Below are 23276 nucleotides of genomic sequence, written 5' to 3' on the forward strand. Positions count from 1 at the left end.
GGCGCTCAATGGACGTGACCCCGCTCGGTCTCGCCATCCACATCGCCAATGCGGTGTTTTTCGTATTCGGTGTCGGCAAGATCATCGACCACCTGGCGCAAGGCCTCCGTGTTGGCCGTCGCTGCATCCGATTGCAGGTAGACCTTGGCGACATAAAGCCGGTCGAGGCGGTCCTCGAGAACCTTGTCCAGCGCATCGGCATCGCCAGATGTGAGCCGGTCGAGTTGGCGAAGGTCCAGCACCCGCGCGATCTCGTCGCGAAATGCGTCCCGCTCCGCCTCGGTCTCGAAGGGCGCGGACAACTCCCCCGCCCGCTCATGCTCCAGAACACGCGTAATCTCGTCTGCAAGGCGGTCGGCACGGTCAGACTGCGGCGCAGTTTCACCGCGGGCTGCGAGGAGTGCGTCGCGCGTGCCAGACCCAAGCCCGTCGCGCATCTCGTTTTCACGGCGGACCTGATTGATGACCTCCGTGTCGCGTATCTCGACGACGGCCGCGTAGGTCGCGCCAAGCCCGCGGGCGAGGTGGGACGGCATGTCCGGATAGCGCTCCCTGAATTCATCCGTGACAGCATCTGCAACGGGCGTGCGGACGTCGCGTCCCTCCATGATCCGGTCGACCTCGCGGGTGATCTCGCGGGCGCGGGCGGCATCGGTAATGGTCTCCCTGTAAGGCTCAGACCGGTCAATCACATCGCCAGGGCGTGCGAGCAGATCTGGGTGTGCCTCGAGATATGCACGCTGCTCCGTCTCGATCCGGCGCTCCGCCCGTGAGACAACCTCCCAGTCCCGGTCCTCGATCTGCTGCGCAGTCAGGCCGTCTGCGCGCATCTCCTGACGGATTGTCCCTTCCATCGCCCGGACCGCGTCCCGGTGATAATGGAACCGCTCGCTGACCGGTTCCGCTTCCATGACGCCATCCCGGCGCAGCACGTTCTCGCGCTCCAAAAGCGTACCAAGCGCGACATGCACATCGTTGAGAATGTCGCGCGCCTGTTCCAGATCAGCGCGGCGTTCGAGGTTCAGATCGCGCGCCTCGGCCACTTTGGAGAGATTATCTGCGATCCATTGATGCTCGAGCGCTGCATTTGACGCGCCCGTCTCGATCCGGGCCACCACTTCCGATGTGCTGATCCCCGTGCCCCTTAGTGCCGCGTCAATGCGCGATCTCAGGTCGGGCTCGGCCAGTCGCTCGCGCTGGCTGGCGTCGATATTGGCTTCGGAATAGATCCCGCCCTCCGAGGGGGTCTCTGACAGCGTGGATGATCGCAGCCCCAAGGGCTGCATGTGCTGGACCTGCGTCTGGATCTCGATGAGGCGCTTTTCCAGCACGGGACGTTCCGCGTCAGACTTCTCGGCGATCATGCCCTGCACCCGCGCGAGCTTTTCCGCATAGAGGCTTCTGAGATCCTCGAAGCTTTGATCCTCGGCCATATACACATCTCCTGTTCGGTCCACCTGCCCGCCATGCGCCAGCACCTCGCCCGCGCGGAAGAGTGCCGCGGCAATATCCTCGCGGGCTTCACGCGAAGCCTCCGCGGCAAGCGAATGGTAGACGGTTCTGGTGTTGGCGATCTCCGCCAGCGTCCGCGCCAGGTCCTGCCCCACACGTTCGCGCTCGCGGGGCGCGCGCCCCTCTTCTTTCGCGGCGTAGACCTCGCTGGTCCGGGCTGGGTAATGTACAACCCCGCGATCCACCCGCCGCGTGGCCTCCAGCCGTACACCATACTTCTCGGCCTCCTCGACCATGGCGAGGCGGAAGTCGTCATAGTTGAAGCGGTGGTTGCGCCCCAGAAAGAAGAACTCGCCTTCCTGCGAGCGGCGGTTCAGCACCAAATGCGCATGCGGGTGATCGCGGTCCTCATGCACCGCGATGATGTAGTCGAAATGCCCCGCGTCGGTCTGGAAGAACCGCTCGGCCACATCCGTCGCGATGTCGCGCACATCCTCCCCGCGCGTGCCGATGGGGAAGGACATGAGCATGTGGGTGGTCTGCCCAAGCTTGGGCTTGAAGCCCGCATCCCACCGCTTGGCAAAGCGCTCGGTCAGATCCTTGATGTCACCCGCCTCGAGCTTCGTCTTGCCATCCAAGAACCCGCTACTGTCCACGATATGGGTGGACTTGGTGGTGAGGTAATCGAGCTGGTTTGCGAGCTGCGATTTGGTATGCGTTCCCCCGCCCCGGATCGCCTTGAAGACCGCTGGCCGGTGGCCTGCTGCCGCGCGCACAAGCTGGGTCTGCTTGGCCACGTGCAGCCCCTGCATTGAGCCCCGGACGCGGCTCCAGCCATCCCGAAACACCTCGCCCGTGACGGCATGGACGGCATCATTCAGCTGCATGCGCAAACTCCCTCAGCGCGGCCGTGGCCTGCAGCTGCATCGCATCCCGACGGCGGCGCAGGAGCAGGTCGATCTCGTCAGCGGAATCCAGGATGAACCGCGCCAGACCGCGCATCTGCGCAAGGCGTAGTTCGGTGAACTCGGCACGCGTGCCACCATCAGCCCCCTGCCCCTGCCGGTTGGCCCGCGTCATCTGCTTGGCGATCTGCGCGACCCCATTGCCAACCTCGTGCAGAGAGGCGCGGTAGCGCGCCATCTCTGCTGCCATCTGCGCGTCCGGAACGAACACCCCGCCTGCCGCCTGAATGAGCCGCCTCAGTCCCTCAGCCCGGCTCTCGATCCCCGCATTCGCCAGCACCGCATCGAGCGCCGCCAGTTCCACAGCTGTGACCTTCACACTGACCGCTGAGACCGGAATTGCGGCATCCGTCTGACGCTCGGCATTGGCTTTGAGCGTGTACTGGATCGCCCGGACCGACACGCCAAACCGTTCCGCAAGGGCAGATGTGGTCACACCTTCCGCAGCCTCGCGAACGATCTCCATGCGGTCCGCATCTGTGAGACGTTTTGAGCGCGACATGCGAAGAAAGACCCCCTATTTCCTGCCACCTTCCACCAAGGCTGCTCCTACCTTACGATAATATACCATGCTGTCAATTATATACTTACGTCGCATTCAGGCTCAGGCAGCCTTGGTGTCTGCTTCACGCCGCGGCCCGCAGGGACGCGGCTCTGCCGCCCTCACCACCGGGCGACCCACCTGTCCTAGGGGTCCCGTCCGCCAGCCCCGCCCGAGGGTCTGGCCGAACACGCATGTGTTCGGACGGAACCGCGGGCGGGCGCAAACCCCACCGACAGGGCGGACAGGCAGGGTCAAGGAGGGCCAGATTTGGCTTGCCAAATCTCTGCCGCAAAAACCGGGAGGCCCTGGCCGATAGGTTTTTGTGGATGGCCCCCTTGAGGCTGACTGGCCGGTCTGTCGCGGCCTGATCATTCCGGGCGGAGTGCGTCTGATGAATGCGCAGCGACCGGCAACTTCGTGAAGTCGCCTCGGGCGATCTGACCGCCGGACACGGCATCCCTGAACAGGGATTGGGCCGCCCCAAGATCATCCTGGGGCGGCCCATCCTCGTCAGAGGATTTAGTCCTGGGGATCTTTCGCGCTCGGCGGGAACATGACCAGCTCCGAGACCGCGACCGGGAAGTCGAGCTTGAGGCTGAAGAACTCCGAGCCGTCCCCGTTGCGAGTGTTGCGGAACATCGCACCCACGCGTTGGAAGCGGGTGCGCTCCTGGCCATCGGTGTCGGTGAACTTGACTGGGACGGTGGCGACGTAGTGGTTGGTCATTTGGGTTACTCCTTGTTGCGATGGGGATCACCCGGCACGGGGGCAAGAGGCCCGGTCGCAAGCGCAAATGCGGAGGGTCCGCGGCCCCGCCGTGGAAGCCGTATTTGTGCTTGCCGGAGCGCAAGCGCAGGGCACGATTGGGCCGACCCCGTGCGATCCACATCTATGAGCAAAAAGGAGAGACCCGGATGACCCGTGCCATCACGCAGTCGCCACCATCCGCGTCCACGTCCTGCCGAACCTGGCCGAGGTGCTGATGACGCCCGCCCGCGTGGGTGCGATGTTCCGAAACACCACCCGAGGGTTGTGCAGGTCTTCAGCCTCATGTGCGACGTCTCGACCCCTCGGTCTTGCGCTGCTGACGATGTGCGTGATGCGCGCACCATCCCCAACCCGTACCGATGCGGATGGGCCGCACTCTGACGGACTTGGTAGAGGGATAACGGTGCTGGCCGCCGCGAGCTCCCGATCACGCGTGACCGACCGCACGCGCCATGAGACATGACGAAAAGGCCGCGCCAAGCGCGACCCCCTCTGTTCAATCCTGCGACGCCTTTTTCGCCGGGTCCGCAACCCGCATGACCGTCAGACCTTTCGCTTCCGCCTTCTGCCCGAGGTTCAGCGCGACCCCGTTGCCGCCGAAGAGTACAACCCCCGTCGCCGCGAACTTGTCGTCCAGCATTTCGTCGTTGCACTTGAACGGTGCCGCCCGCCCATGCGCGGACCAGCGCGGATCAAAGCGCGCCTGCGCTACCCCGCGTGCCCGGGCCCACCGAGCCGCAATCATCTCCGCCCCGTGCTTGCCGCCCTTGTGGCAGAGGAAGATCTCCTGGTTCCGGTTCTGCTTGATCCGTTCGCGAACCTTGTCGAGCGTGTTGAAGATCACATCGACATCGGTCCAGTCGGTTGCGCCCGAGACGATCAGAGGCACCCCCTCGACTTTCGACTTCTCGGCGGTTTCACGGTCGTGCTGCTCCAGCAGTTGCCGCGCCTCGAAAACCGCGCCTGTCTCTTGCGCCCGGACGCTCGCGCGCGACCCGGCTGCCGGGATGAAGGCGTGGCCCGTCTCGATCTCATAGCATTCCGCCGCCGCCTCGCTCATCACCTCGATGGCGCTGACGATCTCGGGCAGCTGCACAAAGCGCGCTTGCGCCTCTTCGAGCGCGGTCTCGGCGATCTCCGATCCGTCATGGGATTTTGCCAGTGCGCCGATTTTGTCGGCGGTGCGGTCGATCTCCTTGCCAAGCGCCACCTTACGCCGCTGCAGTATCGTCGCCAACCCATGGGCCAGCGGTTCGATTTCTGCTTCGAGCCCGGTCCCGCGCAACTGACCAAGCAGAGCCTCGAAGCTCTCGCGGATGACGCGGTCGGTCAGGATGTGATCTTCCGGGATCGGCAGCTGTGCATCCTTCTCGGTCAGCCCGAAAAGCTCAATGGTCTCGTAGGTGTTTGCTGTGTCGTAAGCCATATTCTTTCTCCAGATATTGGGTTCGACCACCACGTGAGTGTGGTGGCATGGCCGAATGCCTGGTTTCCGAATCTGCCCGGGTCAGGGACGGCGCAGCCGCCGGCTTGCCGGGTGCAAAAGTTTTCTGCGCGCAGCACCTGACAAATGCGCGGCCTCACACACGGGACTGCCCCCGCCGCTGGCGCCAACCTCGCCGAAAAGTTTTGCGATCCTTGACGCGGGCTGATTTGGGGGCCATCCGGAGGATATGCTTCCACGCTCATGTGTGTGTGTTTTGACGGTAGGTTTGCCCGACCCGAGCAGGCAAACGGGCCGACCGGACGTGGGAGACGGATGAAGTGGCGGGATCGTTTTGGCCTCAGGCCAAAACAGACCAGAGCGCAATCCGGCGGAGCGGCCGGGGAGGAACGTGCTCGCGAGGCGGGCAAACCGGAATGCCGGGCGCAACGCCGCGGTGAGGCCGCATGGCCGAATGCGCGACGGACCGAAGGGCCGTTCTCCCCTGCGACACGCGAAGCCAAGCGGGGGAGGCCGCAAGGCTAAAGCGAAGAAGAGCTTCGCAACAATTTCCTTCCAGCAAGCCGAATAAACAAGCTAGTATCTCGCAAGGCGCCTATTGATTTCCCTAATGGGAAGTCTGCATCTCGGGTGATCACGAACCGCCTCGAGGCCCGACTTGAGGAGGACGGTCGAACAAACCTCGTGACGTTCCATCTGATCGAAGACCCACAGGACGCCGTGCATCGCGATTTCTTGGCGCTCGGCCTCAGCCCTGAGCGCACCGTCTCCGGTAAGGAGAACCCAATCCCTTCCAGCCGCCAGGCAAAATGCAAAGACATCTGGCGTCGACAACATAGATTTCGCCCGCTTCAGCTCTGTCGCACGTGCGGTTTCTTCTGGAGTGAGCTCTTCCACTCTCAGACCCAGATCGATCAGATCAGGACCCATCCAGTCGAGGAGTTCCGCTTCATAAAGAATATCTGGGACAACAAAATCATAGGGGAGGTCAAAGAGCCTCGCGGTCAGCGAGGCTCTCTCGATGTCGATCAGGACAGAAGTATCAGAAACAAGAACTTGCACACAGCGACTATGCCATGTGGTCCAAACGTTCTTCCAGTTCTTTTACTCGTATTTCGAGAAGCTCAGCCGCGCGAGACAACCCAATCAATCCCTCGGAGAGGGCACGAAAACACAACCTTTGAAAACGGTCCGGTTCTTCTCGCTCCCAAGGAATGGAATTCGGCTCCTCGAACGGCTCATCCCGCCAACCTCGTTGCTTATAGACCTTAAACAGGCGCGCAAATGTTGCCTGGTTGATGATCTCCAAATCCTTGCATCGATACGTCAGCGCTTGAATGCTAACGCCAAACCGATCCTTCAGACTAATGAGCTCACCAATGCTTATGTCCGTTCTCCGGGCACCAATCTCCTGCCGAAGCACTTCTGCCGGAACGAGGAATGCGCCAGCAAATCGATTTGCCGCGCGTTCTGAATCGCACCCTTCGGCGACTTTAAGAACCATGTGGCCCAATTCGTGAGCTAAACTGAAGCGCTTCCGCTCAGACCAGGTCTTCTTCTTGATCATGATCACCCGCGCGGAGTGATGCTCTTTTCGACGGACTTTCGCCGCAAGCCCATCAACTCGATCAACGTCCAAAGACAACACCTTGATACCGTGCTCCTCTAAGAGTTCGGCAAGCATTGGAATCGGGTCGTGACCCAGCTGCCAGGAAGCACGCATGTTGCGAGCCGCGTCTTCGGCATCACGAACATCGGCCACCCAGTAGGGCGCTTCGTGCGGGGCATCCCATTCCTGACTCGAAAGATTCAGCAAGCTTTCGATAGCTAGATACTTTTCAACCATATTGAGCGTTTTGGCTTCGATCGTCGCGATCTCCTTGGCTGACGAGCTGGCTGACTTGCGAAACTCCACGCCCTCCAACTCAAGCTCGTCATCGCTGAGCAGGAAATCCACAGAAACGTCGAGTGCTCGGGCAAGACTTAGCAGCACGCCCGATCCGGGCATGTCTTCATTGCGCTCGTACTTGCCTATGGCTTGAGCGGATACCTTGTTCTCCATGGCATCGGAAAGTGCACGGAGCGAGAGGCCAGATGCCGCCCGGGCTCCTTTGAGTCTCTTGCCAATCATAACGTCCTCCCAGTGGGTGGTTTACACTTCACCCATATGATTGATATTTTGTAAACTACAACGCTTGAAAGCGCGGCTTTTTATCCCTACTTTGTAACACGAGGCCAAATGGAAGGCAAATTTGTAAACCGCCAAGCCGCCTGAAGAGGCGCTGAACAGGCAAAGAACCGAGGAAGCAGCCATGAACGCAACGTTTGCTGGCGACCTGCCAAAAGGAATTCAGAAGATCACGGCACTGCCGGATCCGAGTCTGGCAGAACTTTGGGACTCAATCATCGTCGAAGCCGAGATGAAGGAGCGCCTGCTTTCTCAAGCGGTGCTGAATTTCACAATGCGACCAAAGATGAGCCGAACCGTGTTGCCACTCCATGGCGTCCTCCTGTTGGTTGGCGCACCCGGGACGGGCAAAACGTCGCTCGCGCGAGGGTTGGCCAACCGAACAGCGGCGGCTTTCAAGGGGGGAAACTTCCAACTGGTCGAGGTTGAAGCGCATGGCTTGACGAGTTCCGCCATGGGGAAAACGCAGCGGGCGGTTACTGACCTCTTCGCGCAGACACTTTCAGAACTTGCCAATGCAGGCCCGACGATTGTGCTGCTAGATGAAGTGGAAACACTTGCGGTCGACCGATCCAGACTCAGCCTCGATGCCAACCCTGTCGACATTCATCGAGCCACGGACGCTGTTCTGGTTCAGCTCGACCTGCTGGCAGAATCTCACAAGAACCTGCTGTTTGTGGCGACCAGTAACTACCCAGAAGCGGTGGACGATGCCTTCGTTTCCCGATGCGATCTGGTGCTTGAAGTACCCCTTCCCGGAAAGGAAGCCTGCAAGACCATATTGCGGGAGTGCCTGTTGGGGCTAAGCAGCACCTATCCTGAGATTGAAGGGCTGACTAAGGACCGTGGCTTCGATACCTGTGCTGGCGAATTCGTCGGCCTTGACGGAAGGACTATCCGAAAAACCGTTGCAAATGCGCTCGCCTCAAACACTCAGGTGGCACTGAACCCCGGCTCGGTAACACTGTCACAGTTGGCAGCAGCCGCGAAATCAGCCCAAACCAACAAAAAAGCAAATCGGGGGAAGTGATGGCAACTGTAACCCGCAGAACATTCCGAAGCTCTCCGCATCGCGACGCATTGGCAACATGGGCCGCCATCAGCGACTTGCTCACCCGTACAAATACCGGAGCGCAGCAAGAACTCAGCAGTGTCGCTGGCATTGCAAGCAGCATAATCGCGGACAAAGCCTGCGAAAACTCACCAATCATTGTCAGCTGTGAAGGGCCGCAGACGCGCATCTACTGCCTTTACGATGACGATGCGATCGACGGGTCGGACGCGAACGAAGACGTGCTCGGGTTTGACCCGCTGAAAGGTGATTGGTCGATTTCACTGCCATGTGAACCCGATGATCTCGGTTGGGTCCAATCTGCGCTGCAACAGAAGAGCAACCGCATCACAGCACGCGACAGAACCGAAACCAAAAAGCAAGACACAGCGAACAACTCGCAAGGTGCTACGCTCGAAATTGATCTCGAGGGGTTGTTGAAACCATGACAACAGTCATCACGTATTCCCGCACCCAGTCTGTCACCTATGTGGCCGATAACATCCTCAAGAGCCTCAAAGACATTATCCGTCTGAGTGGCATGGATCCAACAAATTTCGTGAACGACACGGAAATCAATATGCGCGGAATCAAGGCATGGTTGGAGAGCGAAGACCTCGAGAAGATCACACTCGAGATATACGATCCGGCAACCAATGGACTGATCCTGCGTTGGGATATCGACGTGAACTACAGTTGGTCTGCTGGAGATGGAAACTTCTGGACGGACACCGATCAGCTTCGTTGGGCAATTCGCAAAGCGGGAGTTGCGCCGGCAAGCGCCAAGTATGACCTCCTGCTACGTACAAAGCCGGGACGACCTGATGTCCCGGGTTGGTACCGGACCACCGCCCGATCTACAGACGGTATGGTTCGCCAAAGCCTTGGCTCCACCATCGAACACAACGGTCTGGGAGCGACGGCAGCGTATTGGAGGCAGGCATCATGATTTCACTCCCGGACGCATTCAAAAAGTTCAAGAGCCGAATGGAGTTGAACGAAAGAGAGCAGCAGAACGCATCCAAGCGGCAGAAGGAAGTTCGCGAGCATCTGGATAATGCCTTTCAGATCGACCGTAGCTTTTTGACAGGAAGCTACGCCCGCTGGACCAAGTCCAAACCACTCAAGGATGTCGATATCTTCTTCGTTCTTGGAAAGGACGAGGACCACTATCGAGACAAACATCCTGACAAGATACTGACCGCATTCTACGATACGTTGGTTGACGTTTATGGAAGCAGCGCCGTCAAAAAACAGGGACGCTCTGTGGGTGTGGACTTTGGTGTCGTCGTCGATTCCGACGACAACACAGATTACCGGGTTGTAAGCGTGGATGCAGTGCCCGCATTTGCAAAGGGCGACGACTACGAGATCCCGAACAACACAACCGGGAAGTGGATGGGAACAAATCCCGAAATCCATGCACAGAAGGCTGTTTCGGCCCACCAAGCTTATGGCAATGAGTGGAAGGGCCTGGTCCGCATGGTGAAGTACTGGAACCAAAACAGCCGACACGGAGAAAAACCTATCAAGCCATCCTTTCTGATCGAGGTCATGGCGATGGAATGCCTCCATGGTGGATGGGGTGGTTCACATGACCGCGAAATCCAAGCGTTCTTCGCTACGCTACGCGACCGAATTCACGAGGATTGGCCAGATCCGGCCGGGCTCGGCTCTCCTGTTAGCGATCGAATGGACGCAGCGATGGTGAAGCGCGCCCAGACAATTCTGGATCAGGCAAACCGCGACATCGCTGCCGCAATCCACTTGGCGCGCCAGGGCAAGAACGGAGACGCCCTGAAAGCGTGGCGCGCTTTCTTCGGACCAAAATTTCCGCTGTCTTAGAAAGAAGAAACAATGGCTGAATGGTCGCTATCACAACTTCTATCATCGTTGCACGAGGATATTCAGCATCGGCTGTCAACGGCGCGGAAGTCGTTCAAGCATCCCGGTACAAAAGGGGACGCAAGCGAAGCGATTTGGATCGATATGCTCGCACAGTACATCCCTGAGAGATATCAGGTTGCAAGTGCTCATGTCGTCGATAGTACAGGGAATTTCAGCGATCAGATTGATGCTGTCGTTTTTGACCGCCAATACTCGCCTTTCATTTTCACGTACGAAAACCAACTCATTGTCCCGGCTGAGAGCGTTTATGCTGTCTTCGAGGCGAAGCAGACGGCAGACGCCAATCTTGTCAAATACGCACAAGACAAGGTTGCATCAGTGCGAAGACTGCATCGGACCAGCCTACCAATCCCGCATGCTGGCGGCGTCTACCCACCAAAACAACTCATTCCCATCATCGGCGGGCTTTTGACTTTCGAGAGCGAGTGGAAACCTCCCTTGGGGGCATCGTTCGAAAAGGTCCTCGACGGAGGTGAAAATGATAGAAGGCTGGACATCGGCTGTGTCGCTTCTCATGGGCATTTTCTGTTCGACGAGGAAGGCGGGTATGACCTTGTTGAGGGATCGAAACCGGCAACGGCCTTCTTGTTTGCGCTGATCTCACGCCTCCAGTTCAGCGGCACGGTACCAATGATTGATATTGACGCTTACGGAGATTGGCTGACCAAATAGTAGCCGCAAAGTTCGTTTTCGTATTGCTATGCCGTCCAACGCCGAAGGATCCTGCTCATAGAGTAGAGCGATCTTAGACCCAAACAAACACGGCAAAAGGGGAACCGTGTTTCCACGGCTCCCCTTTCGGTGCGTATCGTCTAACCGCGTGCGCTGATCACGCGACCAGCGACAGCCCCGCGCCCGCGTCCTGCGGCTGCTCACCGCTATCGATGAACGGGATGATCGAGAAGGTCTGCCCGCCGCGCTGTGCTTCGTTCTGGACGGCGTTCACGCGCAAGTCGCCATCGGGCGTATTGATCAGCAGCGACAGGTAGTCATTGCCCGTGCGGCTGCTTGTGGCCATCCAGGCCGAGCCGACGCGGATCGGCGTGCCCCGGGGCGAGCTGACCTCGATGCGGTAGTCAGGGTGGGTCTCCTCGGTCTTGTAGCTGTTCTCGATCAGCATGAACTCCAGATCGAACATCATGTTGGCGATGTAGCCGGTGAAGGCGTTGTCGGCGTCCATGGCGGTAAGCTCACCCGAGATCGAGCCGGATTTCATCAGGCCGTTCGAGACCAGAGGGATGATCTCGAATTCGCCGCTCTGGGCCGCGCGCGCCTCTTTCGTCTGCACCGCGTTGACCCGGAACGGGCCCATGCCAACATCGAGCTGCATCGAGATGTAGGGGTTGCCGCTGGTGTTGCCAGTTTCGTTCCAGGCCGTGCCGATGCGCACCTTGCGGCCCGACTTGTTGATCGCCGTCACGTCGTAATCGGGGCTGCGCGCGGACATCTTCGGGCGGGTTTCAAGCTGGATGGCGATGTCGAAACGCGTCGAGTGGATCATGCCGGTATACTGAGCGGCTGCGGTCTCGACATTGCGTGTAAGGGTTCCTGCGAACATGGGATGGTTCCTTTCAGATTGGTCGGTGCCTGACGTTCTTGCCAGCACATCCGGGATTGCTTTCTCGACCCCTCTTGGGATCACAAATCAGAAAGCCTGCTTTCCTTTCAGCCCCGCCCAAGGGTCAGAGCTGCCGTCCGAGTGGGGATGCCCCCGCGCCTCCGGGTGCTACGCCCCTCCCCTGCACGTCTGGTCTTGATTGGCTGCCCGGATTTTCTGCGGCGTCCTTCGATTGCGCGATGAAGAACTCTGCCGCTTTGCCATTCAACCGGTGCCCGCCCCGGTCGGTCAGGCCGATACAGCTGCCGTTCGGCACATAGGTGATGAGGTACTGGCCGAGCCGGTCCTTGTGGACAACGTAACCGGTATTGGCCCAATGCACGGTCTGGCCGGCATCGACAGCGGCCTTGATTTCATCGAGTGTCATGGGACCCTCCTCGCTATTCTGCTGCCACTGGAGCGGCATCTGGTGCCTGCCCCACGATCCGGGCCAGAATGCCCGCTGTGTCGATTCCGTCCCCATGCGGCAGGAACACCCGCAGCTGGAAGGCGATGATCTCGGTGAAGCAGCCGAGGGCCTTGAGGCCGTCGATCATGCCCTTTTCGGCACCGCCCAACTCAAGACGCATTTCGCCTGCGACCCGGCGACGGGTCAGGTTGAGACCCCGGCCCAGATCGACCGGCGCGGTGGTGCCCATGGCGGCGATCAGCATCTCCTGCGGCGTTTGTGGGTTGGAGACGAGGAAGCGGGCGCGTAGCGCCGCCGCCCCTTCCTCGCTCAGCGTTCGCCCGATCATGGCGGTCGCCCCATCCGGCGTGACGCGGTAGATGCGCTCATTGGTGGTCGGAATGTCCTTCCAGATCGGCAGCAGCAGCCCAGTCAACAGGTAGAGCTTGGTCGTGGTGGTTTTTGGCAGGGACGCAGCCTCGGCATCCCAAAGCCGTGCGAACTCGGGCCTGTCGATCTCTTCCCAGGCCGAGGACTCGAACCGCGTCTCTTCGAGATAGCTCGACCCGTTTGGCCGCACCGCCTTGCGCATCAGCGTGACGATGTCCTCGTCATACATCTGCATGGGGCGCGCCGAGATGAGCGCCGCCCGACCTGAAGCGCGATTGACCATCGGCAGCTTGTCGGGATTGCGCGACTTGGCCTCGTCTGCGCCCAGCACATACACTGGGTCGGTCATCTCAAGCCCGATGATCCGCGTCACGGCGCCGGATTTCGGGCAGGTCCAGAGATCCTCTGTGGAGACCTGCTCGATCTTTTCGCCACGCAGGGTTTCCACGCCGAGATCGAGCGTGCCCGCCGCCCGCGCCCGTTCAGTCTGATCGGCAATCCGGCGCATGAACTCGGCAAAGAGCGCGTTCTGCATGTGGATGGGCAGGGCCAGAACCCGGTTGAGAAACCGCTGGATCGGGGGAAGCTCCTCGAGAAGCACACTGTCCTTGTCGATCAGTCGCAGGGCTGTCCAGTCGGTGAAGCTCTCGTAGCTCATCGCCTCAGCGCGCCCGGCGGCAAGATCGGCGAAATACCCGCGCAGCGCGGCCCGTGCGATCGGGCTTTCCAGATTGTCCTCCTCGCGGAACATGCCCTGCGAGCCGGTTTCGCGCTGGCCCTTGGTCAACGCGCCCAGCTGGTCGAGGCGTTTGGCAATCGTCGAGGTGAAGCGCTTCTCGCCATGCACATCGGAGGTGCAGACCCGGAAGAAGGGCGCACTCACCTGGGCAGACCGATGCGTCCGTCCCAGCCCCTGGATCGCCGCATCGGCGCGCCAGCCGGGCTCCAGCAGGTAGTGCCGCCGCCGCTTCTGGTTCTTCGCCGTTTGCGCCGCGTGATAGGAGCGGCCCGTGCCGCCTGCATCGGAGAAGATCAGGATATCCTTCTCGCCGTCCATGAAGGCTTGAGTCTCGGACGAATTGCTGCTGGCGGCGCGCTTCTCGATGAAGAGATGACCATCCTCGGCCTTCAAAGGGCGGATGGACCGACCCGTGACCTCTGCGACGGCCTCGTCGCCAAAAGCCCAGAGGATCTGATCGAGCGCCGAGGGGATCGGGGCCAGCGTCATCAACTCCATCATGGCCGCATCACGCAGGGCGAGCGCCTCGCGCGAGACGACGAGCGCGCCGGTCTCATCCCGCAAAGGTTCCGCCACCATATTGCCGTCGATCTCGACCAGCTTTTGCGCATGGATAGGGAAGGCCTGTTCGAGGTAGCCCAGCACGTAGTCGCGAGGCGTTAGCGCGCCCTCGACCAGCTCGTCCTCCGGGTCCATCGCCTCAAGCCGGCGTTTCAGCAGGCTCTCACCCGTTGAGACCACCTGGATGACGCAAGCCTTGCCCGCCGCCAGATCGTCCTTGATCGCGCGGATGATGGTCGGGGCTTTCATGCCCATGAGGAGATGGTTGAAGAAGCGTTGTTTCGTGCTTTCGAAGCGGGACTTGGCCGAGGCGCGTGCGGCCGAGGCATTGGTCTCTCCCGAGGCGTCGTTGACGCCAGTCGCAGTCAGTGCCGCTTCGAGATTGTGGTGGATCGTCCGAAACGAAGCCGCGTATGCATCGTAGATCTCGATCTGGGCCGAATTGAGCGCGTGTTCGAGTACGTCATACTCCACGCCATCAAAGCTGAGGGCGCGGGCCGTGTAGAGCCCGAGCGTCTTGAGATCGCGGGCAACCACCTCCATGGCGGCGACACCGCCGGCTTCCATCGCAGAAACGAAGCTCTCGCGGCTTGGAAAGGGGTATTCGGGGCCTTGCCCCCAGAGCCCAAGCCGCGCGGCATAGGCGAGGTTGTGTACGCTCGTGGCCCCCGTGGCCGAGATGTAGAAGACGCGGGCGCGCGGGGCGGCCAGTTGCAGCCGGAGGCCTGCAAGGCCTTGCTGGGAGGGTTTGACCCCCCTGCCCTGCTCGGACCCCGCCGCATTCTGCATGGCATGGGCCTCATCGAATGCCAGCACGCCTTCAAAGTCTTCGCCCATCCAGTCGAGGATCTGGCTCAGCCGCGTGGTGCCGCATTTGCCCGCCGAGCGCAGCGTGGCGTAGGTGACAAAAAGGATACCGTCGCCCATCGGGATCGGCTGGTCCGGTTTCCATTTGGAGAGCGGCTGGATGTCGGCGGGCGAGCCGCCGAGATCGGTCCAGTCGCGGATCGCGTCCTCGATGAGCGTGGCGGATTTGGAGACCCAGATGGCCTTCCTGCGGCCGGCCAGCCAGTTCACGAGAATGAGCCCCGCGCATTCGCGCCCCTTGCCGCAACCGGTGCCGTCGCCGAGGAAATAGCCAAGGCGATAGGCCCGTGCATTAGGGTCATCATCGGCCCGCGTCAGTTTGGTTTGGTCCTCGTCGATGGTGAAGCGCCCCGGGAGGTCACGCCCATGGGCATCATTGGCCATGATGATGGTCTCGAGCTGTGCCTCGGAGAGATCGCCCTCCTCAATCAACCGGGCGGGCAGGCGCAATTCCGCACTGGTCGTGCCTGAGGGCGCGGGTGGTGCGACAGAAGCCATGGCGATGCTTTCAACGAGCGGCGTGGGATGTTCCTGCGAGCCCGCGATCGCGATCCGCTGCGGACGGTAGCGCGCATAGATGTCCGAAATGGGCGTGTTGTCGCGCGGGATATCAAGGCTCGTGAAAGTTAGCGGGACAACGGCATTGGCCCGGGGTTTGGAGGCAGCGACAGGCGCAGCGGCGGTCTTGCGCGGGGCAGATGATGGAACGGTCAGCCGAGCATGAGGGATCGCTTCAGCCCATTGGGCGGGGCGCATCTCGGTCCTGGTTGCGGCCACTGCATCGACATATGCCAAGGCTTCATCCAGATCCCGCACAGGGATACGGATCATCTCGCCGTCCTCCTGCACCTTGTCAAAGACCATCAGCTGGGTTTCGACAGAGGTGCCGAGCTTGCGGTAGACCCGCCCCGGCATCGTTAGAGCCAGGCGCGGTGTCAGGAGACCGCAGGCGCGAGACCAATGCGCGGCATCGCGTTCGGGCGTGAATCCCGGCGGCATGATCGCCACCAGCCGCCCGCCAAGCGCCAGGCGCTTTGCAGCCGCGATAAGATGTTTGGCGGCGATGTGCTTGTCTCGGGAGCGATCGACCGAGGAGGCGAAGGGCGGGTTCATCACCACGACGTCAGGTAGAACCGGCGTCTGCAGCAGATCGTCGATATGCTCACCGTCATGGCCCGTCACATCGCCGCCAAAGACCGCGCGCAGGAGGCGCGGGCGAAAGGGGTCGATTTCATTGAGCACAAGCGTGGCACCGGCCCGGGCGGCGAAAGCAGCCAGGGCACCGGTGCCAGCCGACGGCTCCAGCACAGTCTCGCCCTTGCGAATGGCTGCCGCCCGCACGACCATTGCCGCGAAAGGCAACGGCGTAGAAAATTGCTGCAGCCGGATTTGCTGCTCTGACCGGCGCGTTTCCGTCAGCAGCCGTGAGGCAAGCAGCTTTGCGGTGGCGATGTCACCTGCTGCACCGTCCCCACGCAGCAGCACCTGGATGGCCGCGGCCTGCATCAGGTCATATGCCATGCGCCAGTCCCAGGCACCGCCGGCATCGCTGCCATGGAACGTCTCGCGCATGATACGCGCGAGCGCTGAACTGCGCAGGGGCTGGTAGTCGACCTCCGCGCCGATCTGCTCGAGGGCAGAGGCGAGGTCAGGGTGGGAGATCGAGAGAGCCGGGTTTGCCGGTTTGGGCTTGGTCATGGGGATTTTCCTTTGGATCAGGGTCTGAGTTCCAAAGGACAAAAAGCCCGCTTTCGCTTTTCCGGGGTGATTAGGTCAGACCGCGCTGACCTCCAAGGCTTGGTCAGGGCTTGGATTGGCCCTGGCGCTTCGCATCAATCAAAGCCTGTGCGGCCTGCATCACCTGAACTTGAGATATTCCCGTGCATTCCTCCTCCAGCGCGGCCTGCACCTTCGCGCGAAACCACGCGTCATACGAATTGACATCAGCCGCCACGGAAATGCTCCTCGAGCCCGATATCCAGCAGCTTGCCGAGGTCATCGGGCATGTCTGCAACGTGCACAACAATTGGGAAACGGTGCCCCGTCAGGTCAGGCGCGCATTGCTCCTCTAGCCCGAGGTGCTGCCTATCCTTTTTCGCCTCAATCATTGTGCTTTCTCCGACCCTATTATCAGCCGAGCTACATCTTCCAGCGGGGCGTCGTAAACGATAATGCCAAAGGGTCACAGCAAGCTGGCCCACTTATCGATCGGGCACCGCTTCAAGGGAAGTTTCGAACCGCTTGTCCGCCGCCGCAGCTTCTTTCAAGAGCGCGTCGAAATTGTCAGGTGGATTTCCATCTTCCAGCATCCCTTTGAACGTCGCATAGGCATCCGTCTTGCTGCCGTAGGCGCGCAGAGTCTTATCGTCGTTCACCCAGGCCACCACGATGACCTTGGCATCGCTGTTGAAGCGGTAGAACAACCGATACTGCTGGAAGAATTTCGCCCGGAACCAGTGCTTGCGGTGATCGCCGAGTGTGCCGCCTTGCCGGAAGGCGGCGGCACCCGGATCTGCCGGTATGTCCTCGGTGACCAGCTTGAAGATGGCGGCCAGCCGTTTCGTCGGGTTTTTCTTGCGCCAGGTCTTAGGATCGCGTGCTTTACGCGCCTCGACCTCTTCAATCAGCCCTTCGACCTGATCCAGAAAGAGCGGATGCGCATAAATCGACCATCCGTTTACGACAAGGGGCGATTGGGCGGGCACGCTATCGCCGCTCATTCATCCTCGAGCGATAGCGGCGCATCGAGATCGACGTCAACGTCTCCGACCAGTGCTGCAAGACGGTCATGCAAAGCCCCATCGAACGCCCGAATGCGGACCGGATGCGCCTTGATATCGGCCTCGACAAAATCGAGAAAGGCTCCGAGCACGGGATCTTCCTCGTCGCTGCGCACGGGCTCGATATAGACCCTGCCACTCGGCTCGGTGCAGTAACGAATCTGGTCGCCCTTCCCCAACTTGAGCTGTTTGCGCACACCCGCCGGCACGGTCGTCTGATACCGATCCGTGAGTTTCGAGACATCTTGTGCGAGCGCTGTCATGGCAGTCTCCTGAAGGGAAAAGGGTCTTTGCTACCCGTGATAGGTAATGCATTTGCATTGTCTTGTCAAGACAAGCCGCAGGATCTGCTGTCGCCGGGCAGGTCGATGAGCTGTCCGGCGCAGCACCTATTCTCGCCCCGCGAGATACTCTGCCAGCACCGGGCTGGCCTCGCCTTTTGCGGAGATGAGCAGCTCCGAGCCCGCAAGCGAAGCTTTCGAAAGGCGCACGAGCCCACCGGTTTCCTCGATGCGGTAGCAACGCCGTTTTTGCCGCCCCCGCCTGTAGTACGTCGCAGTGACGATCTGGCAGGTGCTGCCATCGGTGAGCGTCACAGGGGTGGCGAGCCTGATCTTGTCGCCTTCCTGGTAGTCTGGGATCGCAGCCCAATCCCGGCAGCGCTGACGCCAGTCCTGGGCGTAGCTGTCCGGGTTTTTCAGGTCGGAGAGGAGCTCGATCAGCCCAAGCGGAGCACGAGACACGTTCGGGCCAGCACTTTCCTCCATGTCCTTGTAGCCCCAGCAGCCGTCATCGTATCGGGTGAGGAAGACAGCCCCGAAAGTGATGGAGCCATCCGCATCGGTGACATAGGTCGCGTCTTCGACAGCGGTGCCGTCGAGATTGGTGACCCTTGCCGCCGCATACCAGGTTGAGCCGACCTTGCAGGCCTTGACCAGTTCGGTTTTGCGCGTTTCGCCCTCAAAAGTGCAGAGCCGGGTGATCTCCTCTCTCTCATCCACGTAGGTTTTAACGCGGCCGTCGGTGTAGAAAAGCCATCCCATTATGCCACCCTCCGGTCATCGATTTCCATCAGCGCATCCAGCGGCACGCGGTAGGGCTGCATGGCGTCGAAATCCTCGCAGCGTTTATGGGAACAAGCTGAAGCACCAATACCCTGCCGCGCTGCGCGCTCTCGGGACATTGGTGCTGATTCATCTTCTTCGTATTCCCAAATCGCCGAATTGCCGCAGTTCTGCACGATCGCGAAGGTGTCGCAGGCATCCTTGAGGACGACCCGGAAGGTGCCGCCGAGGCCCGAGGGCACTTCGTAGGTCCCGCCGATGAGATAGTCCGAGGCCCGGCGCACGAAGACGCGGATGCTGTGGCCATCGGTGGCGAGCCGGATCACCCCCCGCCCCCGGTCGATGAGCACCTGCACGTCATCCAGGATGTCGGTGTAAAACTGGCCGGTCAGATCGCGAAACGCCATGCGGCGCTGCGCCATCCAGTCGGTATCCCGAAACGGGTTCATGCCGTCGGCAAAGGCGAAGGATGGATCGGCCTGCTCGGTCGTGACGATGCGGGTTGTCGTGCCGTCGATGCCGTTTGAGCGCAGATGCACACCATTGCCGACGATGAGGATCAGGGCCGGCCTGTCCACGGACCCGTTCCAGTTGGGCAGGAAGGTCTTGCAGGCGCGCGCATGGGCGATCTGCGCCGCAACTGCGGAGGCAGAGAACTTGAGAATAGCCATGGGGATGTCTTTCTGTTCGGTTTTGAAGAGGGTCGACCCGCGCAGGGAATGCCTCGCGCGGGTCGCGTGATGGCTCAGGCCGCTTGCGCGACCTCGCCGTCAGGTTCCGAGGTTTCCGTGATCGGCGCCGTCTCATCACAGGCGCCACCGGCGGTCTGCATCATCGGCGGGCACCAGGCGGCCACGGCAGCGCGCTGCGCGTCCGTGAGGGTGGCGAAAGGCTCCGCGAAGAGCTTGTCGCAGAAGGCGACGATCTCCTTCTTGCTCGACGAGGCCAGCGTTACCGCCTCCTGGGCGAGACCCAGATCGTCGCCGAGGATTTTCAGGAGCCAGGCCTTCTTAAAGCGATTGAAGAGCGCCGCATTCGGCGTCCAATGGACGCGGATATCGGGCATGATCTCGATCTCGAAGTCATGCATCAAGCTGTCGCGCTGGCGGTCCCGCGCGAAACAGGACTGCGTGGTGCTGGCCGTCGCATAGGCAACGAGCTTGGCCTTCTCGCCCGGCTTCAGCGCGCGAAACGCCGCAAATTGATCGGCGGGCGCGCGGGTGTCATTGAGCCAGGACAGATCAAGCGTATCATGCGCCGCCGCCACCTGCTCGAGCGAGGTTGCGTCGATCTCGTCCATCTTGGCGTGGTTGCGGTATTCCTTGCGGGCCTCGACCCTGATTGCCTGCGTCACGGCCATGCCGGTGCCCAGGACGTCGCTCACCAGCTTGAAGAGCGTCAGATCGAGCGTGGCCTCGGGATGCAGCGCCATCGCGGCCCCGAGCGCCATGGCCCGCTCGGTCTTGAGATCCTCGGCCAGCGAGGCCGGGTAGCTGATCTCGCCAGCGTCGGGTGCCTCCTCCCCCGTCGCGTTGCCCGAGGCGCCGCGCGTGTTCTCCGCTTTCGCGGTGTCCTCCGGGCGGACGAGGCCGATATGGAGCGTGATCTGCCCACTCGACCAGGACGCAATCACACCGGCGCGGGCCAGGTCATCGGCGCTGTAGGCCTCCTGCAGGTCGCGAGCTTCGTCTTCCAAGGCGTCCACGCGCTCGTAAAGGGCGTTGTAGGCTTCGTCCTCGAGCCCCTCATCCTCCATTTCGAGCTGGAGTTGCTCGAGCTCGGTGGTGATCTCGTCGATGCGCTTCTGTGCCTCCTCATCCGGTTCGATCGGGCCGGGATAGACGCGGCCGAAGTCGGCCATGGTCGCGTAATCATAGCGCACCATCGCATCTGCCCAGGCAAAGCCCAGTTTTGCGCGGGCCTCCTCAGCGGCAGCCCCGAGTTTCTCGCGCAGGATGGTCTCGACCAGCGCCGCATCCTCGAGCACGGAATGCTCTTCCAGAAGGTCAGCTGCGACAGCGCCACCGCGGGCCTCATAGTCTTCACGCACGAAGGCCCCGATATCGTCACTGACCTGCACCCCGCGGGATTTGAGCGCCTGACGGACAGTATAGGCCTGCAGATAGCTGTCTTCCTTGGTCAGCGCCTCATAGACCTCCTTCTGCACCTCTTGGCTCGGGTGCTCCGCAAAGGCCTTCATCGTGTCGAGCGTGATCGTCTTGGCCCGGGCCGCGGCGCGGATATCGGGATGAATGAGGCCGTAGCGCAAGCGGCCTTTCACGGCGGCGATCGTGGTACCGAAGGTCTTGGCGATGGTCTCGGGCGTCTGACCGTCGACCTCCATCATCCGCGCGAAGGCCTCGAACTCGTCGATGGCGTTCATCGGCGCTTGAGTGATGTTCTCGGCGAGCGACAGAGCCGTGGTGACTTCGCAATCCTCAGGGACAACACGGCAGTCGATCTTGGTCGTCGCGGTGAAGCCCTTCTCGCTCTGGTCCGCGACCAGTTCCTTGAGGGCGGCATGGCGGCGACCGCCTGCGAGTACGGCATATTTGCCGTCGATCTTCTGAACCAGGAGCGGCTGGAGGAGACCCAGCACCGCGATGCTGGCTTTCAGATGTGCGATGTTCTCGGGGTCGTAGGTTTCCGGGGAGTTGCTGCGTACATTGGCGGGGTGAGCTGTCAGATCGCCGATGGCGACGGAGACGGGTTTGAAACTTGCGGTCATGGGATATCCTTCTTGATGGCTGGAATGCGGTCCGCGCGATCCTCCGCACGGTCAATCCCCGGAACCGGGGATCACGACGACAAAAGGCCCACTCTCCCTTTGAGGGGTCAGTGGGCCTTCATCGCCTGGGTTGTCGGGAAGGGGTGTCCCCTGCCCTACCAGTCGCGCGCCAGCATGATGGTCAGCACGCGCATGGTGGTCGCGGGATTGTCCGGGGCGTCAGCCCCGTAGCGGAAGTCGGAATCCGCCTCATAGAGATCGATTTTCCAGAACACGGCCTCGCCCCGGATCTCGACCGCCCCGAAATCATGCCATCCTTCGGGATCGTTCTCGGGCTCGAAGGTCTCGAACATGCCCGTGGCCTTCACCGCCTCGGCCATGAAGCCGTCCCCCGCCTCCATGAGCGATCGGGTGACGTGCATCCGACCTTGGATAGGCGCCTCTGGTGCTATCCCGAGGCAGGCGAGCTTGCGAAATGCGTCGTTCTGCGCTGCGATCACACTCGGATCAGGGCGGTCTGTCTGGGGTTGTGCGGTGATGGTCATGGGGCATTCCTCTGTGAAGTTGAAACACCCATCTCAAAGCCTGCTTTTTCTTTTCCGCCTGGCGGCAGGACCGAAGGAGAAGGTGCCCTACCCGAACAGCCCCTTGGATCTGTAATTCGGGTTGGGGATGGTCTCGACCCAGCCACCCTGTTCCTTGATGGTCTCGAGCGCTGCCGAGAGTGGATAGGCGCCCTCGGATGGGCTCCACCAATATGCTCCGCGTTTGAAGGTGATGATCTTGCGGCGGCCACCTTCAAAGCAGGCCACCCGCAGCGTCTTGGGTTCCTCGCGCGACATGGGCGTCTCCGTTCTCCCTGTGGTCAGGCGGCCTCGGCGTCCTCCCCTGCCCTCCCCGCGTCCGACCGTGCGATCAGGTAGTCGCAGGCGCGCTGCGCGTCAGCGGCGTGCTTGAAGATGGCGCCCTTGTCCGAGCGCAGAACGCGCAGCCAGTTGTAGAGATACGCCGCGTTCATCTCGAGCGTATGGGCCGTAAAGCCGAGCGTCTGGCCAAGGAACACCGAGGTCAGCTCGGCGACGATCTCTTCGCGAGCATAGGACGTGTTGCCAAACTTCGAGAACCCGAAATCGCGGTTCAGCCGATGAGGGACTTTCGTGGCATGGGCGAGCTCATGCGCCCAGACCCCGTAGAAGTTCCGCGGGTTCTCGAACCGCGCAATCGACGGCATGAAGACCTTATCCACGGGCGGCAAATAATACGCCTCCGTGCCCGTGAAGACGGTTGTGATGTCGATGGCATCGAAAAACGCCTGCATGTGCGGGATGGGCTCGGAGGGCGGATGTTCAGGCGCTGGCTCGGGGTCCGGATAAAAGCTCTCGGGCAAGCCATCGATCTGACAGGCATTGAACACGCGGTAGGATTTCTGGAAGCGGAAGATGCGGGCTTCCTTGGAGCGATCATTCCTCTCCTCCTGATCATCCTCGCCGACGGCGTCTTTCCGGCTTTGGCCGTAGTAGACAACGACGGACGACTTCTCGCCCTTGCGCACCTTTGCGTCCAACGCATTGGCCTGCGGCAGTGTCATCCAGAAAGGTGAGCTGTGGCCCGCCATCACGGTGCGCATGGTCAGCAGGAAGTTGTTGACCCCCTGGTAGGGCTCACCGCCCACGCGCAGGGGACGAGAGCTACCGCCTGCAGTCCAGGGCTTGCGCCACGGCAACACGCCGCGCTCGATGATACGGATGATTTCGTTTGTGATGACCTCGGAGGCATCGAATTTGGGCGTGCGGGATCGGGCCATGACTGGCCTCCTTTCGA

General features: G+C 61.2%; 23 protein-coding genes. 5 read left to right on the forward strand and 18 right to left on the reverse strand.

All coding sequences use genetic code 11. The features are described from left to right. Positions 1-5: 5 nt before the first annotated feature. The 6 genes from ABMC89_RS15975 to ABMC89_RS16000 form a co-directional block, all read right to left on the reverse strand. Positions 6-2339: a relaxase/mobilization nuclease domain-containing protein gene (locus tag ABMC89_RS15975; RefSeq protein WP_349569757.1), complete on the reverse strand. Its 2334-nt coding sequence runs from the start codon at positions 2337-2339 to the stop codon at positions 6-8. Then, positions 2326-2919: a helix-turn-helix domain-containing protein gene (locus ABMC89_RS15980; protein ID WP_349569759.1), complete on the reverse strand. Its 594-nt coding sequence runs from the start codon at positions 2917-2919 to the stop codon at positions 2326-2328. The genes ABMC89_RS15975 and ABMC89_RS15980 overlap by 14 nt, the downstream gene beginning before the upstream one ends. Before the next feature lie 561 nt (positions 2920-3480). Next, positions 3481-3687 carry a hypothetical protein gene (locus ABMC89_RS15985; protein WP_007120662.1) on the reverse strand — a complete coding sequence of 69 codons (207 nt, stop codon included), beginning with the start codon at positions 3685-3687 and terminating at the stop codon, positions 3481-3483. A 538-nt stretch (positions 3688-4225) separates the two neighbouring features. Then, the gene (locus tag ABMC89_RS15990; RefSeq protein ID WP_349569761.1) at positions 4226-5155 is read right to left on the reverse strand and encodes a DUF2493 domain-containing protein; all 930 of its coding nucleotides are present in this window, start codon (positions 5153-5155) and stop codon (positions 4226-4228) included. A gap of 594 nt (positions 5156-5749) precedes the next feature. Continuing rightward, positions 5750-6235, reverse strand: a complete 486-nt coding sequence (locus tag ABMC89_RS15995; RefSeq protein WP_349569763.1) for a PIN domain-containing protein — start codon at positions 6233-6235, stop codon at positions 5750-5752. A gap of 7 nt (positions 6236-6242) precedes the next feature. Continuing rightward, complete coding sequence (locus ABMC89_RS16000) at positions 6243-7304, reverse strand: helix-turn-helix domain-containing protein (protein WP_349569765.1); 1062 nt, start codon at positions 7302-7304, stop codon at positions 6243-6245. A gap of 181 nt (positions 7305-7485) precedes the next feature. On the opposite strand from ABMC89_RS16000, the gene ABMC89_RS16005 reads away from it, so the two are divergent. Genes ABMC89_RS16005 through ABMC89_RS16025 form a run of 5 tightly spaced genes read left to right on the forward strand, consistent with a single transcriptional unit; the run spans position 7486 to position 10992 of the window. Next, on the forward strand, positions 7486-8391 hold the full coding sequence (locus tag ABMC89_RS16005; protein ID WP_349569767.1) for an AAA family ATPase: 906 nt from the start codon (positions 7486-7488) through the stop codon (positions 8389-8391). Further along, complete coding sequence (locus ABMC89_RS16010; protein ID WP_336099014.1) at positions 8391-8861, forward strand: CBASS system Cap8 protein; 471 nt, start codon at positions 8391-8393, stop codon at positions 8859-8861. Before ABMC89_RS16005 ends, ABMC89_RS16010 begins: the two co-directional genes overlap by 1 nt. Beyond that, positions 8858-9361 carry an HORMA domain containing protein gene (locus ABMC89_RS16015; RefSeq protein ID WP_336099015.1) on the forward strand — a complete coding sequence of 168 codons (504 nt, stop codon included), beginning with the start codon at positions 8858-8860 and terminating at the stop codon, positions 9359-9361. The genes ABMC89_RS16010 and ABMC89_RS16015 overlap by 4 nt, the downstream gene beginning before the upstream one ends. Continuing rightward, the gene (locus ABMC89_RS16020) at positions 9358-10257 is read left to right on the forward strand and encodes a CBASS oligonucleotide cyclase (protein WP_348312124.1); all 900 of its coding nucleotides are present in this window, start codon (positions 9358-9360) and stop codon (positions 10255-10257) included. Before ABMC89_RS16015 ends, ABMC89_RS16020 begins: the two co-directional genes overlap by 4 nt. A 12-nt stretch (positions 10258-10269) precedes the next feature. Further along, entirely contained in the window at positions 10270-10992 is a 723-nt protein-coding gene (locus tag ABMC89_RS16025) for a DUF6602 domain-containing protein (RefSeq protein WP_289085232.1), read from the forward strand. Between the two features lie 157 nt (positions 10993-11149). Here the strand turns inward: ABMC89_RS16025 and ABMC89_RS16030 are convergent, their stop codons facing one another. The 12 genes from ABMC89_RS16030 to ABMC89_RS16085 all read right to left on the reverse strand — a co-directional run bounded on the left by ABMC89_RS16030 (position 11150) and on the right by ABMC89_RS16085 (position 23259). Further along, entirely contained in the window at positions 11150-11878 is a 729-nt protein-coding gene (locus ABMC89_RS16030) for a DUF736 family protein (protein WP_349569769.1), read from the reverse strand. A gap of 124 nt (positions 11879-12002) precedes the next feature. After that, positions 12003-12305, reverse strand: coding sequence for a hypothetical protein (locus ABMC89_RS16035; RefSeq protein WP_336099023.1), 303 nt, complete (start codon positions 12303-12305; stop codon positions 12003-12005). Positions 12306-12318: 13 nt separating this feature from the next. After that, positions 12319-16581: a strawberry notch-like NTP hydrolase domain-containing protein gene (locus tag ABMC89_RS16040; protein WP_349569771.1), complete on the reverse strand. Its 4263-nt coding sequence runs from the start codon at positions 16579-16581 to the stop codon at positions 12319-12321. A gap of 103 nt (positions 16582-16684) precedes the next feature. Continuing rightward, positions 16685-16837, reverse strand: a complete 153-nt coding sequence (locus tag ABMC89_RS16045) for an antitoxin PaaA2 family protein (RefSeq protein ID WP_349569773.1) — start codon at positions 16835-16837, stop codon at positions 16685-16687. Between the two features lie 247 nt (positions 16838-17084). After that, on the reverse strand, positions 17085-17603 hold the full coding sequence (locus tag ABMC89_RS16050; RefSeq protein ID WP_349569775.1) for a type II toxin-antitoxin system YhaV family toxin: 519 nt from the start codon (positions 17601-17603) through the stop codon (positions 17085-17087). Further along, on the reverse strand, positions 17600-17926 hold the full coding sequence (locus ABMC89_RS16055; RefSeq protein WP_349569777.1) for a type II toxin-antitoxin system PrlF family antitoxin: 327 nt from the start codon (positions 17924-17926) through the stop codon (positions 17600-17602). Before ABMC89_RS16055 ends, ABMC89_RS16050 begins: the two co-directional genes overlap by 4 nt. Positions 17927-18052: 126 nt before the next feature. Then, positions 18053-18706 carry a DUF6927 domain-containing protein gene (locus ABMC89_RS16060; RefSeq protein WP_349569779.1) on the reverse strand — a complete coding sequence of 218 codons (654 nt, stop codon included), beginning with the start codon at positions 18704-18706 and terminating at the stop codon, positions 18053-18055. Next, the gene (locus ABMC89_RS16065) at positions 18706-19398 is read right to left on the reverse strand and encodes a regulator (protein WP_349569781.1); all 693 of its coding nucleotides are present in this window, start codon (positions 19396-19398) and stop codon (positions 18706-18708) included. Before ABMC89_RS16065 ends, ABMC89_RS16060 begins: the two co-directional genes overlap by 1 nt. Positions 19399-19472: 74 nt before the next feature. Next, positions 19473-21455 carry a ParB/RepB/Spo0J family partition protein gene (locus ABMC89_RS16070; RefSeq protein WP_349569783.1) on the reverse strand — a complete coding sequence of 661 codons (1983 nt, stop codon included), beginning with the start codon at positions 21453-21455 and terminating at the stop codon, positions 19473-19475. Positions 21456-21610: 155 nt separating this feature from the next. Continuing rightward, a complete protein-coding gene (locus ABMC89_RS16075; protein WP_349569785.1) occupies positions 21611-22000 on the reverse strand; it encodes a DUF3768 domain-containing protein in 390 nt (129 codons plus the stop codon). 87 nt (positions 22001-22087) lie between these two features. Beyond that, a complete protein-coding gene (locus ABMC89_RS16080) occupies positions 22088-22297 on the reverse strand; it encodes a DUF6330 family protein (protein WP_349569787.1) in 210 nt (69 codons plus the stop codon). A 23-nt stretch (positions 22298-22320) separates the two neighbouring features. After that, entirely contained in the window at positions 22321-23259 is a 939-nt protein-coding gene (locus tag ABMC89_RS16085; protein ID WP_349569789.1) for an ArdC family protein, read from the reverse strand. Between the last annotated feature and the right edge of the window lie 17 nt (positions 23260-23276).

The organism is Sulfitobacter sp. HNIBRBA3233 (assembly GCF_040149665.1).
Classification (GTDB): domain Bacteria; phylum Pseudomonadota; class Alphaproteobacteria; order Rhodobacterales; family Rhodobacteraceae; genus Sulfitobacter; species Sulfitobacter marinivivus.